The sequence below is a fragment of the Bacteroides propionicifaciens DSM 19291 = JCM 14649 genome (genome assembly GCF_000375405.1).
In the GTDB taxonomy this organism is placed as follows: domain Bacteria; phylum Bacteroidota; class Bacteroidia; order Bacteroidales; family Bacteroidaceae; genus Bacteroides_E; species Bacteroides_E propionicifaciens.
Genome location: NZ_AQWS01000014.1, coordinates 18,651 through 34,571, shown reverse-complemented (window position 1 = coordinate 34,571; position 15,921 = coordinate 18,651). Strand labels below are relative to the sequence as shown.

Here is a 15,921-nt window from a genome sequence, read left to right as displayed (position 1 = left end):
ATATAGATTAAGAGTATTCCTCCTAATATCCAACGAACAAGATTTTTTAGGGTTTTGATAAAACAGAAGGTTTAAAGTATTCAGAACAAAAATATAAAATTTAATATTACGAATACTACTTTTATGCTTACTTTTGTGCAAGATATAAGATAGTTTAGATATTATGAGTACAATTATATTAGGTATCGAATCTTCTTGTGATGATACTTCCGCAGCCGTAATCAAAGATGGCTTTTTATTATCCAATGTTGTAGCCAATCAAGCTGTTCACGAATCGTATGGTGGAGTAGTACCCGAATTGGCTTCTAGAGCTCATCAACAAAACATAGTTCCTGTGGTTCACGAAGCTCTAAAAAGAGCAGGAGTGTCCAAAGAAGAATTAAGCGCCGTAGCTTTTACCCGTGGTCCTGGACTAATGGGTTCCTTGCTTGTGGGTGTCTCTTTTGCTAAGGGGTTTGCTCGTTCGCTTGGTGTTCCTATGATTGATGTAAACCACTTGGTAGGTCATGTTTTGGCACATTTTATTAAGGCTGAAGGTGATGAAAATAAGCACCCTAGTCTGCCTTTTTTGTGTTTACTCGTTTCAGGAGGTAACTCTCAAATTATATTGGTCAAGTCGCATAGTCAGATGGAAATCATTGGGCAGACTATTGACGATGCTGCCGGTGAAGCTATAGATAAATGTTCAAAAGTTATGGGTTTGGGTTATCCTGGAGGCCCGATAATCGATAAATTGGCCCGTCAAGGCAATCCCGAAGCTTTTAAGTTTAATAAACCTCATATTCAGGGGTATGATTATAGCTTTAGTGGGCTAAAAACCTCTTTTCTCTATTCTCTTAAAGACTGGATTAAAGAAGATCTGAACTTTATCGAGAATAATATTAACGATTTGGCTGCCTCACTCGAAAAAACAGTCGTTGATATTTTGATGGATAAACTCAAGAAAGCCGCAAAAGCATACGGTATTAAAGATGTTGCTGTCGCAGGAGGAGTTTCGGCCAATACAGGATTGCGTAATGCTTTTTTAGATCATGCTAAACGCTTTGGTTGGAATGTCTTCATTCCTAAGTTTGCTTACACTACAGATAATGCAGCGATGATTGCTATGTCGGGGTATTTGAAATACCAAGACAATGATTTTGCTACCATTGATATGCCAGCCTATTCTCGAGTTTCTTTGAAATAGACTAGTCAAAATGTTTTATATTTAACCTTCAAAGAGTTTCTGCTAGGTTGCTTAACTGGTGCGAGTAGCTCGTTTGATGCTTGGGACTTACTAAGAGCACTAAAACGAGTAGCTCGTTTTTTGTAGTCAAGTTGAGGCTATTTACAAGAGAGCTTCTTATCTTTGGGTTAAGATTAAACGTTAAGAAGTATGAGAGTAGTAGCAGAAATAATTACGATTGGTGATGAACTCCTTATCGGACAGGTTATTGATACCAATTCCGCTTGGATGGGTCAGCAGCTCAGTAAACTGGGGATTAATGTGGGGCGAATTGTCTCAGTGAGTGATCAAGCCTCGGAGATTACTCAAGCCATCGATTCGGCTCTTTCTCGAGCTGACATAGTGTTGCTCACTGGAGGTTTAGGACCAACTAAAGATGATATAACAAAGCTAACCCTTTGTTCTTATTTTAAGACCGAATTGATTTATGACCACTCGGTCTACGAGAATATGAGACGAGGTCTTTCTGAGCGTGTGATGTTGAGTAAATTAAACGAGACTCAAGCCTACGTGCCCAAGGGGTGTAAGGTTATCCAGAACAGGGTAGGTAGTGCACCGATCACTTGGTTTGATGTGAATCAAAAAGTGCTTGTTTCGCTTCCTGGGGTACCCGACGAAATGAAGGCTGCAATGCAATATGATGTATTGCCCCGATTGCAAAAACAGTTTGAAACCGATACCATAATCCATAGAACTTATTTGGTTAAGAACTATCCCGAATCATTGCTTGCGGAAACGCTCGAAGACTGGGAGTCAGCATTGCCTCAAGGCATAAGCCTGGCTTATTTGCCTAAGCCCGGAATGGTTCGCTTGCGTATTACAGCACAAGGTGAAGAGTCAACGAAATTACAAACTCAAGTTTCTTTGGAAGAAAAGAAGCTTTTAAAACTCTTAAAATCGGATATTTCACTAGAAAGTGAAGGTTCTTTGGAAGAACAACTTGGATATTGGCTAAAAAGACTTAAATTTACAGTTGCTACAGCCGAAAGTTGTACTGGAGGTAGAATGGCAGCAAAAATTGCCTCAATACCCGGATGCTCGGACTACTTTAACGGTTCTATCGTAGCTTATCAAAATAGTGTGAAGATTGCGCAATTAGGCGTAGATAAGGAAATACTTAATAATCATGGTGCTGTAAGTCAGGAGACTGCTTTGGCTATGGTAGATGGGATTTGCAAGGTTATGGGTACCGATTGTGGTATTGCTACAACAGGTATAGCCGGACCTACAGGTGCAGTCCCTAATAAACCAGTCGGAACAGTTTGGATAGCAGTCAAATGCGGATTAGTAACAAGAACTTCAATGTTGTGCCGAGATAGTGGCAGAGAAATGAACATTGAGAGGGCTTGTAACAAAGGTTTATTTATGCTTTTGGAACTACTCCAAGAATGTAAATAGTCTTATGCACCAGTGAATTATTTTAAAAAAGCCTTGTTTTATAACAAGAAAAGTACTTTCTTTGCACTCTGTTTGAAATAAGTAGAGAGAAAAAATTAAAAATAAGATAGAAATGTCGAAGATTTGTCAAATTACCGGAAAGAAAGCCATGGTTGGCAACAACGTCTCACACTCAAAAAGAAGAACTAAGAGAACTTTTGACGTGAACTTGTTTAGCAAAAAGTTCTACTATGTAGAGCAAGATTGTTGGATCAGCTTAAGCATTAGTGCTGCTGGTTTACGTACAGTTAATAAGGTTGGATTAGAAGCTGCTCTACGTCAAGCTGTAGAAAAAGGCTTTTGCAACTGGAATGATATTAAAGTAATCGGATAAACAGGAGAACTGAGTAATGGGAAAAAAATCAAAAGGTAATAGAGTGCAAGTTATCCTAGAATGCACAGAGCACAAAGATAGTGGAATGCCAGGTACCTCTCGCTACATCACTACAAAGAACAGAAAAAATACAACTGAAAGAGTAGAGTTGAAAAAATACAACCCTATCTTGAAGAAAGTAACAGTACATAAAGAAATTAAATAATATAACTCATGGCAAAGAAACCTGTTGCGCGTACACATGAAGGTCAAGACCGCGCATATATAAAAGCTATCAAAATGGTTAAGTCTCCTAAAACTGGAGCTTACATGTTTGATGAAAAGATTCTTCACAAAGATCAACTTAATGATTTCTTTAAAAAATAAGGAATTATATTAGATACTTAAAAAGCGTCCATATTTCACATTGAAGTATGGACGCTTTTATTTAGTTGATGCTATTGCTTTTCTGGGTATTGAATTTCGTTGCCGTGATCGTAACTGGCAAAGCGTTTATCCTCTTTTGAGTTTACAGGGTCGGTTTGTTCCCATGGCCATCCTCCAAACTGGGTTTCTTCATAGTCTTTAAAGGCTTGGATAATTTCCTCTCTACTGTTCATCACGTAAGGTCCGTGAGCCGATATGGGTTCATTAATTGGCTCGCCTTCGAGCAAAAGTAGCTGGATAGGTCTGCCACTCGTGTTTTTGATTTCAATATCTTCGTCTCCTTTGAGTTGAGCATAGTGACCCTCTTTGAGTATTGTCCCTTCGATATCTACTTTTGCACCATTTTTAGAATAAGCGTATAGCATTCGGCTGATGGTTGACGATACAGCATTTAGAGTTAATGAGGCAGACTGCTCTAATTCGATAAGTAAGATTCTTACATTATTCTTGCGATCGTGCGCCCAAGAGTGTGGGGTAGGATCGAGTGAGATAACTCCGTCAAACTCGCCAGCTAAGATCTTGACTAGAGCCTTACCGTGTCCGTTGTTTATTTCCACCAAGGGGATGTCTTCGCTCCAAAGCATTTTGTAGCTTGGTTCAACCATCTTGCTCTTTCGTGGCAGATTGAGCCAAATTTGAAATAGTTCGAGATGATTTTCCTTGTCTTCATGGATTAGCGGAAACATCTCAGAGTGCTGGATACCTTTGCCTGCTGTCATCCATTGCACATCACCTTGTCCATATCTTCCTTTAGAGCCTTTTGAATCGAAGTGGTCGGCATAACCGCTGGTTACTACTGTTATTGTTTCGAAGCCTCGGTGTGGGTGAACAGGAAATCCTGGTATTTTATCGCCATAATACATACGCCAATCTGCCTCTAAGTCAAAATCTCCATTAAGGTTTCTGCTCGGCAGGTATTCTATGGGGCTCATGTCAGGCTTTCCTTTAGGAAACAAGTCGTTATGATGGAAGCAAATAATATAAGGATTTAAAACATCTAAACGGAAACTCATGGGTTCAATTCTGATAATCTTCATCTTTTATTAGTTTTAAAGTATACTTGTTTAAATAACAATATAAATGGATATTTAGTTGCTATAAGTAGTATGATGGTTGCTTATTCAAGGCGTATAAATGTCAGTCAAATCCTATTTAATTATTATCTTTGTATACTCAAAAGAGGTATGTACTAAACTAATTCGCGAAATATGGGATTTTTTAATTTTTTCTCCAGAGAAAAGAAGGAGACTTTAGATAAAGGTCTAGAGAAAACAAAAGAGAGTGTTTTTAGCAAAATAGCTCGTGTTGTTGCTGGAAAATCGAAAGTCGATGATATCGTTCTCGATGATTTAGAAGAAATATTAATTACTTCTGATGTTGGAGTTGATACTACTCTGAAAATTATAGAGCGTATTGAATCGCGTGCAGCTAAGGATAAATACGTTAACACAAAAGAGTTAAATACCATTCTTCGTGATGAGATTTCAAGTCTGCTTCTTGAAAACACAGCTTCTAGTGCTGGTTTTGAGTTAGAGGAGAAAGCTCGCCCCTATGTGATTATGGTAGTGGGGGTTAATGGTGTGGGTAAAACTACGACAATAGGCAAAATTGCAAATCAATATAAAGCTGCAGGTAAATCTGTTTACCTAGGTGCCGCAGATACATTCCGTGCTGCTGCCGTTGAGCAACTTGAGATTTGGGGACAGCGCGTAGGTGTTCCTGTCATAAAACAAAAAATGGGTGCTGACCCAGCTTCTGTTGCTTTTGATACATTAAGCTCAGCTGTGGCAAATAATGCCGATGTTGTTATTATTGATACAGCAGGTCGTCTTCACAATAAAGTCAACTTAATGAATGAGTTGTCGAAGATCAAGAATGTGATGAAGAAAGTATTACCCGATGCTCCTCACGAAGTATTACTTGTTTTGGATGGCTCTACGGGTCAAAATGCTTTTGAGCAGGCTAAACAATTTACGCTTGCTACTGAGGTCAATGCACTGGCTATAACAAAACTCGATGGAACAGCAAAAGGTGGGGTAGTGATCGGTATATCCGATCAATTTCAGATCCCAGTTAAATATATAGGTTTAGGAGAAGGTATTGAAGACCTACAGGTCTTTGATAAAAAAGAGTTTGTAGATTCGCTATTTGGAAGCAAAGAATGAGAAAAACAATAGACATTATTACATTAGGATGTTCTAAGAATCTTGTCGATTCAGAACAACTAAAACGTCAGCTTGAGGCTGCAGGATACAGCGTAACCCACGATTCAGAGAGCCCGAAAGGTGAAATTGCAGTAATTAATACTTGCGGTTTTATTGGTGATGCAAAAGAGGAGTCAATTAATATGATTCTTGAGTTTGCGCAAGCTAAGGAAGAGGGTGATTTAGAGAAATTATACGTTATGGGTTGCTTATCTGAGCGTTACCTCAAAGAACTGGCTCTTGAAATACCACAAGTCGATAAGTTTTACGGTAAGTTTGATTGGAAAACTTTAATGGCCGACTTAGGTCAAAACTACGATCCCAAATTGCACTTGGAACGTAGCTTAACTACCCCCGATCATTATGCATACCTTAAGATATCAGAAGGTTGTGATCGTACCTGTTCGTATTGTGCAATTCCTATTATTACAGGAAAACATGTTTCTCGCCCTATCGAAGAAATCTTAGAAGAGGTTGAGCTACTGGTTAGTCAGGGTGTAAAAGAGTTCCAAGTGATAGCTCAAGAGTTGACCTACTATGGTGTCGATTTGTATAAACAACAACGTCTGCCTGAGCTTATTGAGCGTATGGCTGCTATTCCTGGTGTAGAGTGGATTCGTTTGCACTATGCTTATCCAGCCCATTTCCCATTTGACCTTTTGCGTGTAATGCGTGAAAATGATAATGTGTGTAAATACATGGATATAGCACTTCAACATATATCGGACTCTATGCTAACTTTGATGCGTCGTAATGTGTCTAAGGCCGAAACCTTAGAGCTGATTCGTCGTATGCGAGCTGAGGTTCCGGGCATCCACATTCGTACTACTTTGATGGTGGGTCATGCAGGTGAGACTGAGGCTGACTTCGAAGAGTTAAAAGAGTTTGTAAAGACAGCTAAATTCGAACGTATGGGAGCTTTTGCTTACTCTGAGGAGGAAGGCACTTATGCTGCTCAGAATTACGAAGATTTAGTTCCTCTCGAACTCAAACATGCTCGTCTTGATGAGTTGATGGACCTACAACAATCTGTATCTGCTGAAGTAGCACATGCAAAAGTAGGAACAATCCAACGCGTTATTATTGATCGCCTTGAAGGAGAATATTATATTGGTAGAACTCAATTTGACTCTCCAGAAGTAGATCCTGAGGTATTGATTAAGAATGAAGAAAATATAAATCTAGTAGTAGGTGACTTCTATACTGCAAAGATTATTGATGCAGACGATTTTGATTTATACGCTACTATTATTTAAACAAAGATATTGTGGAGATTCCATTCATAAAACAACTTGCTTTAAAGCAAAATATTAATTTAGCAGAGGTTTCAATTTATGTTGAAACCTTTGTTTTAGGCTTTTCTGCCGAATTACAAGCTAGTGGTAGAGCTAGCTTCGATCCTTTTGGTGTTTTTGAAGTTACCAAAGAGCTTGAATATATTAAAGAAGAAGACGGCTGCAAATTGTTGATTCCTCCTCGACTTCGAGCTTCTTTCTGTTCCTCGGCTATCTTGGGTGTGCTATCAACTGATGAGGATCCGCTGGCTAGTCCTCTTTACGACTTATTTAATGAACGACACGAGTGGGAGCCTGAGGGCGTGACTTTATTTATAGCTCAAATCAAGTCTGTAGTTAAGTCGGCTTTGCTCAAAGAAAAGAAGTGTTTCATTCCAGGTTTTGGTAGTTTTGAGGGTGAACTCGGAGGAGAAATTAATTTTATTTTCTCCGATTCGTTTGAGGAGTTAATCAATAAGCCTTTTTCTCATTTTAAACCTGTTGAGCTTAGTTGTTCCGAAAGAGATCTCAAATCTGCCGATAATTCTTCTTCTGCGCCATCTATAAATGAGCCTAAAGAAGAGGCGAAACTTGAACTACCTGATAATTCGAAAGTGGTGGAAGAGCCTGTTCAGCCTAAAGAAGAAGAGGTTGTTGTTAGCCAAATTCAAAAATTGGAAAACTCGTCTGAGCCTGTTTCTTTGGAAGGTTCTAATTCTTTTGAAAAGATTCAACTTAAATTAGAAGACTATGATAAACGAATTCTTCTAATCGAAAAGCAGCTTACAGATAAAAATAAATTAGTTAGGCTCTTGAAATGGACAACCGCATTGCTATCGATTATTATTATTGTATTTCTGATTTTAGCATTTTTTTATCACGCACCTTCTACTAATAATGAAGTTGTTGTCGTTGAGCCAAAGGAGAGTGAACAGGTTGATTTAGTGACTTCGAATGAGAAAACATTCGCTGAATTAGAGGAAGAGTATCTGCAACAAATTAACACAGAGTCAGATTTGCCAACTGACTCTGCAAACTCCGTTATATCAGACTCTTTAGTTGTTGCTAAAGACTCAATTTTGCCTTCGAACTCTTTAGAGCCTGCTGTGGCTGATTTTAAGAATCATACGCTAAAATCAGGTGAGACACTTCGTTCGCTTGCTCTTTTATATTATAACGATAAAGAAAAATGGACCGTAATAGTTCAGGCGAATTCTGACATTATAACAGATCCCAACCATATTCCAATTGGTACTACACTTCGTATACCTAATTAGTGATTTACCACATACCGTAGGGGTTGGATTTGCGCTGTACTTCGACTCGAAAGCTAAATCCTTTGGATGATTTGAGTTCAAAAGCTCCTCTAAAATCGTTCTTCTCCCAAGGCAGTGCCGAAGGAATCCTACGCTTGTAGCCATCTGCATCATAATCTCCTTGTGTGTTGATTCTCCAATTATCATTAAGTCTGAAGCTGGCTGTATTAAGTGGCGCATCAACACCTGAGTACATGGATGTACCGTGATATCTCCAGGAGTTATTAAACCCGAAGTTACTGGCATCAGCTTTGCCGTAGATCACTTTACTAAAATCGAAATTGAGTCGTTCTAGCCAATTGATGTAAGGGTCGGTTGACTTGTTTAAGAGTTTAAATTCAGGAAACACGGCAGGGGAGGCTAGGGCTTCGGTCAGATCTAATATAAATCCGCCATATTCCTTATAAGTTGCCATTTGCTCTCTTTCTGTCTCGATCTGAATGCTCTGCTCCTCTTGCTGAGCTTTGGCCGTACCGAGTGTCGAAAATATAATGATGAGTATAAAAGTGAACTTTTTCATAACCAAACAAGTTATCAGTCTATAAGCAAATATACTTAAGTTTGCGCTTGCTGTCAACTGTTTGCCTAAAAAGGATACCGATTTAACAAAAATCAGCAACTGCACGTTAAGTTCTGTTTTTATTCGTAAATTTGAACTTTAGTATTATACAACCTTTTAATATACTCCTCATGATGAAAACGGATATTGAAATTGCGCGTAGCATTACTCTTCAGGACATTAAGCAAGTTGCTAAAAATGCTGGAATTCCTGAAGATCAGATCGAAAACTATGGGCATTATATCGCCAAACTCCCCATCAATTTAATTGATGATAAAAAAGTAAAACAAAATAACTTGATTCTCGTTACTGCCATTACAGCTACTAAGACTGGAATTGGTAAAACTACGGTGTCAATTGGTTTGGCTCTAGGCCTTGAGAAACTTGGCAAGAAAGCTTTTGTTGCGCTTAGAGAGCCATCACTTGGCCCTTGCTTTGGAATGAAAGGTGGAGCTGCTGGTGGTGGTTATGCTCAGGTTTTACCTATGGAGAAGATTAATCTTCATTTCACGGGTGATTTCCACGCTATAACTTCTGCTCATAATATGATATCGGCTCTACTTGATAATTATTTGTACCAAAATCAAGACTCTGGCTTCGGACTTAAAGAAAATCTATGGCGTAGAGTGTTAGACGTGAACGACCGCTCACTACGTAATATTGTGGTTGGACTTGGTGCTAAAACTAATGGTATTACTCAAGAGGCTGGTTTTGACATTACGGCTGCTTCAGAGATAATGGCGATCCTCTGCTTAGCAACAGACGAAGAAGATTTACGTCGCCGTATCGAAAATATATTGCTTGGTTTCACCTACGATAATAAACCTTTCACGGTTAAAGATTTGGGTGTTGCTGGTGCGATAACAGTTTTATTGCGTGAAGCTCTATTCCCTAACTTAGTTCAGACAACAGAGCATACACCTGCACTTATTCACGGAGGTCCTTTTGCTAATATTGCTCACGGTTGTAACTCAATCCTTGCTACAAAGATGGCGATGACTTTTGGTGATTACACTATTACTGAGGCTGGCTTTGGTGCTGATCTAGGTGCTGAAAAGTTTTATGACATAAAATGTCGTAAGGCAGGTCTAGAGCCAAAGTTAACTGTAATTGTTGCTACTGCTCAAGGTTTGAAGATGCACGGCGGTATTGCACTCGATAAGATTAAAGAGCCAAGTATTGAAGGTCTTAAAAAAGGTTTTGCTAATATCGATAAGCATATTCGTAATCTACAGTCCTTTGGTCAAACCGTAGTGGTGGCATTTAATCGATTTGCTAGTGATACGGATGAAGAAGTTGCTGTAATCAAAGCACACTGTGAGGCTAAAGGCATTGGTTTTGCTATTAATAATGCTTTTGCCCTAGGAGGTGAAGGTGCAGTTGAACTTGCTCAGTTAGTAGTAGATACAATTGCCAATAACCCTTCCAAACCCCTTCAATTTGCATACGAAGAAAATGATAGTGTTGAGACAAAAGTTGAAAAACTAGCAAAGAATCTTTATGGAGCGAAATCGGTTCAATTTACGGGCAAAGCTAAAAAGATGATTAAGCTGATAAACGAGCTTGGTGTTTCGCATTACCCTGTTTGTATTGCTAAAACACAATACTCATTCTCTGCTGATCCTACTGCCTATGGTGCAGCCGATGGCTTTGAGTTTGAAATTAGTGATTTAGTAATTAATAATGGTGCCGAAATGTTGGTTGCTGTTGCTGGTAGCATGATGCGTATGCCAGGATTACCAAAATCTCCTCAGGCACTTCGAATTGACATAGTTGATGGAAATATTGAAGGTTTAAGCTAAACCTTATGATAAATATATAGGTCTAGGTCGCTTGACCTAAACGACCTATTCGTCCAAAAGATCCTAGTTGTACATCTGTACGACTAGGATCTTTCTTAATTTTAGCCCGTTCATAAATCATTCTACTACTGCTATATTTTTTTTAACTCTGTAGCTTTTAATATCTTTACAAATCGCAGTAGTAAAATCAGCAAAACATAAATTACATGGCAAATCTTAAAGGTGATCTAACGCGTGGCGGTATAACGAAAACCCTACTTTATTTTACGCTCCCCATGATGCTGGGTTCATTCCTGCAACAATGTTATAATATTGCAGATACATTAATTGTAGGTCAATACATTGGATCGGGCGCATTAGCAGCAGTGGGATCGGCTTATACATTGATGATTTTTCTTATCTCCATTTTGTTGGGCTTATCTTTGGGTAGTGGCACCGTCTTCTCTTTATTATTTGGAGAGGGCAATTTACCTGCTCTTAGGCGTAGTATTTTTGTTTCTTTGGTATTGATAGGAGGAGTAACATTAATTCTTAATCTGGCTGTTTTTACTTGGATTGACCCCATTCTGAGGCTTTTGCAGATTCCTGCAGATATATACGATATGATGCGTAGCTATCTGTGGATCATATTTTATGGAATAGTTTTTACCTTCATCTATAATTTTTATGCAGCTCTTCTTCGTGCTGTAGGTGACTCAGTCTCTCCTCTTTGGTTTTTAGCTGTGTCAGTAGTAATCAATATTATACTTGACCTTTACTTTATCTTATCACTAGGTTGGGGCATTGAGGGTGCTGCATGGGCAACTGTTATAGCTCAGGGTATTTCTGCAGTAGGTTTGCTCATCTTTACTTACTTGAAGCGTCCCGAACTTCGTCTGACTAAGGCCGATTTGTGCTTTGATTGGGTTACCCTAAAAGAGATTACTTCGTATTCTTCTCTAACTTGCGTTCAACAATCTGTCATGAATTTTGGAATTTTAATGATCCAAGGATTGGTTAATAGTTTTGGTACGGCTGTGATGGCAGCTTTTGCTGCAGCTATTAAAATTGATGCTTTTGCTTATATGCCAGTTCAAGAATTTGGTAACGCATTCTCTACATTCATAGCTCAGAATTTCGGGGCTGAAAAGTTTGATCGGATAAAAAGAGGGGTTAAAATTGCTGTAATTACTACTGTTGTTTTTTCACTTGTTGTGTCAGTACTGGTGTTTTATTTTGCAGAATCTTTAATGCTGATTTTTGTGCGTCCTGAGGAGACTGAAATTTTGGCAATAGGGATAGAATATCTGCGTATTGAAGGAGCATTCTATATTGGTATAGGTGTCTTGTTCTTGCTTTATGGTTATTATCGTGCTATACGTAACCCAGGTATGTCTGTGGTCTTGACTGTGTTGTCTCTTGGGGTGCGCGTGGCGTTGTCTTATTGGTTAGCATCTATACCTTCGATAGGGGTTGTTGGCATTTGGTGGTCTATTCCAATAGGTTGGTTTGTCGCGGATATTGTAGGGATAATCTACTACCGTATGAAGCGACTGCCTAGCAATTAGCAGTAAAATTAGTCATTAATTTAACTTATCAGTGTATAATAGTTTTCTTAGGAAAGTATTATGCACTGATTTTTTTATGCCTTTATTTTAATTAATCATGTTCTACTGCTTCTAACCCTTCAACACAAGTTATTGATGGTACGGGTAAATGGTTAATGCCAGGTTTAATAGATGCACATTGGCATGCTTATATGTCGTGTAATACGCTTATGAATATTCTAGCTACTGATATTTCGTTTACCCACCATGTAGCTGGAAGAGAAGCTAACAACACGCTGATGCGTGGTTTCACCACACTTCGTGATGCTGGTGGGCCTGTTTATGGATTAAAAGAAGCTATTGATGCTCACGTAATCAATGGTCCTAGAATTTACCCTAGTGGTGCTATGATTTCTCAAACTGCGGGGCATGGTGACTTTAGAACTGTTCACGATCATGCACAAACAGGTTGTGGTTGTGGAGCACTTGCTTTTACAGAAGAAATTGGTGCCTCACGCATTGTTGATGGTGTTGATGCTGTGATGATGGTAACCCGTGAGAATTTAAGACAAGGTTCATCACAAATTAAACTTCTTGTAGGGGGTGGTGCAGCTTCTTTGTATGATCCGTTGGATGTTACAGAGTTTTTTGAAGAAGAGATTCAAGCAGCAGTTCGTGCTGCAGAAGATTGGGGAACTTACGTAATGGTGCATGTTTATAACCCTAAGGGTATTACTCGCGCTGTTAAAGCTGGTGTAAAGAGTATTGAGCATGGTCATCTTATTGACGAAGAAACTATGAAACTACTTGCTGATAGTGGTACTTGGTTATGTTTACAACCTTTTACGGTTGAAGACAATACCTATCCTTCACCGATTCAGCAAGCCAAACATATCGAAATTTGTAACGGTACAGATAGAGCATATAACTTGGCGAAAAAATACAATGTAAATCTAGCTTGGGGAACTGACCTATTATTTAACCCAGCCAATACTAAAAACCAAAATCACGGAATTATAAAGCTTCAGAAATGGTTTACTAACTTCGAAATTTTGAAGATGGTTACTCACGATAATGCACAAATTGTAGCTCTTTCGGGTTTGAGAAATCCTTATCCAAAGAAACTAGGTGTAATTGAGGCTGGAGCTTATGCCGATTTATTACTGGTTAATGGCAATCCTATGGAAAACTTGGAACTCTTACAGGATCCAGAAAATAGTTTTGCTGTGATAATGAAAGATGGTATAATATATAAAAATACGCTATAACTCAGGTTTTAGTCTTGAGGAGGTAATTTGGTTTCCTCTATTTCCTGTGAGTTTTAAAAGTTTAGTATACATAATAGTATAGAATATGTTTAAGAGAATAGTTGTGTTTGGTATGGCCTTAGTGGCTCTTTTAAATTCGAGTAATTCGTTTGCTCAAAAGAGTGAGGTCAGACTTAGTTTGCAGCAAGCAATGCAACTCATGCACAATGATAATAACAGTTTGAAAATAGCCAGCGAACAGCTTAAGTGGGCTAAAACCGAGCGTCAACGACTCAATGCGTTTTGGTACCCACAGATTTCTGCTGCAGGTGCTTATATGCATACTTCCAATAAAATAGAAGTTAAAGAGTCATTATCCCAGTTTACCGATCCTGCGGTTGAGCATATTCATGCATTAGATCCAGGAGAGAAGATCATAACCTCTGTTCTTGATCGTATTGGTAAGGCTTCATTTAGTGTTCCATTGATTCCAAGAAATACTACGAGTATAGATGCGGTTGCAACATTACCGATATTTACGGGAGGTAAGCGTATCTACGCTAGTAAGATAGGTAAGCTTATGATTGATATGGCTCAGACGAATAAAGAGCGAGTTGGTGCAGATCAACAAGTTTTATTGGTCGAAACTTATTATAGTTTGAGACTAGGGCAGGAAATTGTTGCTGTACGTCAGGAGACTTACTATGCTATGGAGCGACACTATCAAGATGCTTTAAAGCTAGAGGCTAATGGTCTTATAAATAAGGCTGAAAGACTTTATTTCCAAGTTAATAGAGACGAGGCTAAGCGAGAGTTACAGGCTGCAGTAAAGGATTTATCCGTTGCGCAAAGTGCTTTTAAAACTCTGGTTAAAATGGAACCCTCAGAAAGTGTTCGACCCATATCAACACTTTTTATAAACGAGAGTTTACCCGCTATTGACTACTTCAAGAACCTGATTAATAACCATAACTATTTAGTTAATGGAATCCGAATTCAGCATGCTATCCAAAACAAAGAGCTTCAAATCGCAAGATCGGGTTATCTACCCAATATTGAGGTTTTTGGCAAGCAGACACTCTATAGTGATGGAGTTCCCAAAAATCTGTTGCCACGTACAATGGTAGGAGTGGGATTTGCTTGGAATTTATTTGATGGTCTTGATCGTGAAAAAAAGATTAGTCAAGCAAAAATAAATCGTTATATCCTGGATATTCAGAAGGATAAGCTAGTTGAAGACTTGGGCTTAGCAGTTGATAAGTTTTATAATCAAACTCAAGTTGCACTCGATAATGTTACTGCTCTTCACACTACAATTGAAATGAGTCAAGAGCTTGTAAGAACACGCCAGAGAGCTTTCTCTGAAGGTATGGCAACTTCGCTCGAGGTCATCGATGCTGAGTTGATTTTGTCTAAAGTTCGAATTGCAGCACTTCTAGCTTACTTTGAATTTGATTCTGGACTAATTAATTTATTGGCAGTCTGTGGTATTCCTGAAGCTTTTCAAGATTACCGTCTGTCAGGAAAAGGTGAAACTAATTTATAAAACATACTCTAACGCAGATAATATTAAGATATGAGCAATAGTAAAAAATCTCTAGCCGTGGCATTTCTTGTGGTGCTGGTTGTAGTCGTTATCGTATCGACTATAGGCATCCTAGCTCTAGGCAATAAACCCGAAATTTTGCAGGGACAGATTGAATCTACAGAAGTTAGGATTTCAGGAAAGATACCAGGACGTATTGATAAGTTCCTTGTGGAGGAGGGGCAAAACGTTCTTAAAGGTGATACTTTAGTTGTTATAAATAGCCCCGAACTTTGGGCGAAGTTTGCTCAGATCAATGCACTGAGCGATGTAGCGGTTTATGAAAATCAAAAAGTACAAGAGGGTACTCGTAAACAAATAATTGCAACAGTTAATCAATTATGGAATAAAACTAAGTCTGATTTAGACTTAGCAAAAGTGACCTACGATAGAATAAATACGTTATACAAAGATAGCGTTGTACCTGCTCAGCGTAAGGATGAGGTAGAGGCTATTTATCGTGCTGCGCAAGCTGCAGAAAGAGCTGCATACCAAGAGTATCAAATGGCTGTTGACGGTGCTCGAAAACAAGATCGTGAAAGTTCAAAATCTATGGTTTCTGCAGCCAAAAGCACTATAGACGAAATGGCGTTCTTACTTGAAGATACTAAACTAGTAGCTACCGAATCCGGTCAAATTTCTGTTATTTACCCCAAGAGAGGTGAGCTGGTTGGTCCAGGTACTCCAATAATGTCTTTAGTGGTTTTAGAAGACTCGCATGCTGTATTAAACATCCGAGAAGACCTAATGCCTCATTTTAAGATGGGTGGGCAATTTAAGGGAGATGTCCCTGCGCTAGCTCTAAAAGATATTGTTTTTGAAATTTATTATGTAAGCCCATTGGGTAGTTATGCTACTTGGAAGTCGACCAAGCAAGTTGGTTCTTACGATATGAGAACTTTTGAAATCAAGGCTAAGCCTATTAATCCAATGCCTGAACTTCGTCCAGGAATGTCAGTTTTGGTTGATTTATCAAAATAAGAAGT

14 protein-coding genes and 1 pseudogene are annotated in these 15,921 nt (G+C 38.7%); 13 read left to right on the top strand and 2 right to left on the bottom strand.

Annotated features, from left to right (window positions below):
* Positions 1–163: 163 nt before the first annotated feature.
* From tsaD to B091_RS12465, 5 genes are all read left to right on the top strand, one after another.
* Complete coding sequence (gene tsaD, locus B091_RS0105710; protein WP_018109051.1) at positions 164–1,186, top strand: tRNA (adenosine(37)-N6)-threonylcarbamoyltransferase complex transferase subunit TsaD; 1,023 nt, start codon at positions 164–166, stop codon at positions 1,184–1,186.
* A 189-nt stretch (positions 1,187–1,375) separates the two neighbouring features.
* On the top strand, positions 1,376–2,623 hold the full coding sequence (locus B091_RS0105705; RefSeq protein WP_018109050.1) for a CinA family nicotinamide mononucleotide deamidase-related protein: 1,248 nt from the start codon (positions 1,376–1,378) through the stop codon (positions 2,621–2,623).
* A 112-nt stretch (positions 2,624–2,735) separates the two neighbouring features.
* The gene (gene rpmB / locus B091_RS0105700; protein WP_025069554.1) at positions 2,736–2,996 is read left to right on the top strand and encodes a 50S ribosomal protein L28; all 261 of its coding nucleotides are present in this window, start codon (positions 2,736–2,738) and stop codon (positions 2,994–2,996) included.
* Between the two features lie 16 nt (positions 2,997–3,012).
* Positions 3,013–3,201, top strand: a complete 189-nt coding sequence (rpmG, locus tag B091_RS0105695; RefSeq protein ID WP_018109048.1) for a 50S ribosomal protein L33 — start codon at positions 3,013–3,015, stop codon at positions 3,199–3,201.
* A gap of 8 nt (positions 3,202–3,209) precedes the next feature.
* Complete coding sequence (locus tag B091_RS12465; RefSeq protein WP_018109047.1) at positions 3,210–3,362, top strand: DUF4295 domain-containing protein; 153 nt, start codon at positions 3,210–3,212, stop codon at positions 3,360–3,362.
* A 71-nt stretch (positions 3,363–3,433) separates the two neighbouring features.
* Here the strand turns inward: B091_RS12465 and B091_RS0105685 are convergent, their stop codons facing one another.
* Positions 3,434–4,459, bottom strand: a complete 1,026-nt coding sequence (locus B091_RS0105685; protein ID WP_018109046.1) for a pirin family protein — start codon at positions 4,457–4,459, stop codon at positions 3,434–3,436.
* Between the two features lie 171 nt (positions 4,460–4,630).
* Here B091_RS0105685 and ftsY point away from each other — a divergent pair, with 171 nt between their 5' ends.
* Genes ftsY through B091_RS0105670 form a run of 3 tightly spaced genes read left to right on the top strand, consistent with a single transcriptional unit; the run spans position 4,631 to position 8,177 of the window.
* Positions 4,631–5,587, top strand: a complete 957-nt coding sequence (gene ftsY, locus B091_RS0105680) for a signal recognition particle-docking protein FtsY (protein ID WP_018109045.1) — start codon at positions 4,631–4,633, stop codon at positions 5,585–5,587.
* Positions 5,584–6,882: a 30S ribosomal protein S12 methylthiotransferase RimO gene (gene rimO, locus B091_RS0105675; protein WP_018109044.1), complete on the top strand. Its 1,299-nt coding sequence runs from the start codon at positions 5,584–5,586 to the stop codon at positions 6,880–6,882. The genes ftsY and rimO overlap by 4 nt, the downstream gene beginning before the upstream one ends.
* 11 nt (positions 6,883–6,893) lie before the next feature.
* On the top strand, positions 6,894–8,177 hold the full coding sequence (locus B091_RS0105670; RefSeq protein ID WP_018109043.1) for a LysM peptidoglycan-binding domain-containing protein: 1,284 nt from the start codon (positions 6,894–6,896) through the stop codon (positions 8,175–8,177).
* A 4-nt stretch (positions 8,178–8,181) separates the two neighbouring features.
* On the opposite strand, the gene B091_RS0105665 is transcribed toward B091_RS0105670, so the two are convergent.
* Positions 8,182–8,736, bottom strand: coding sequence for a hypothetical protein (locus tag B091_RS0105665; RefSeq protein ID WP_018109042.1), 555 nt, complete (start codon positions 8,734–8,736; stop codon positions 8,182–8,184).
* A gap of 173 nt (positions 8,737–8,909) precedes the next feature.
* On the opposite strand from B091_RS0105665, the gene B091_RS0105660 reads away from it, so the two are divergent.
* The 5 genes and pseudogenes from B091_RS0105660 (at position 8,910) to B091_RS0105640 (ending at position 15,916) form a co-directional block, all read left to right on the top strand.
* Positions 8,910–10,577 (top strand): formate--tetrahydrofolate ligase, encoded by a 1,668-nt coding sequence (locus B091_RS0105660; RefSeq protein ID WP_025069553.1) that lies wholly within the window; start codon positions 8,910–8,912, stop codon positions 10,575–10,577.
* A 206-nt stretch (positions 10,578–10,783) separates the two neighbouring features.
* On the top strand, positions 10,784–12,124 hold the full coding sequence (locus B091_RS0105655) for an MATE family efflux transporter (protein ID WP_018109040.1): 1,341 nt from the start codon (positions 10,784–10,786) through the stop codon (positions 12,122–12,124).
* Between the two features lie 116 nt (positions 12,125–12,240).
* A pseudogene (locus B091_RS11815) lies at positions 12,241–13,371 on the top strand (metal-dependent hydrolase family protein); the annotation flags it as partial.
* Between the two features lie 85 nt (positions 13,372–13,456).
* Entirely contained in the window at positions 13,457–14,896 is a 1,440-nt protein-coding gene (locus B091_RS0105645) for a TolC family protein (RefSeq protein ID WP_018109038.1), read from the top strand.
* A gap of 30 nt (positions 14,897–14,926) precedes the next feature.
* Positions 14,927–15,916 (top strand): HlyD family secretion protein, encoded by a 990-nt coding sequence (locus tag B091_RS0105640; RefSeq protein WP_018109037.1) that lies wholly within the window; start codon positions 14,927–14,929, stop codon positions 15,914–15,916.
* The last annotated feature ends 5 nt before the right edge of the window (positions 15,917–15,921 follow it).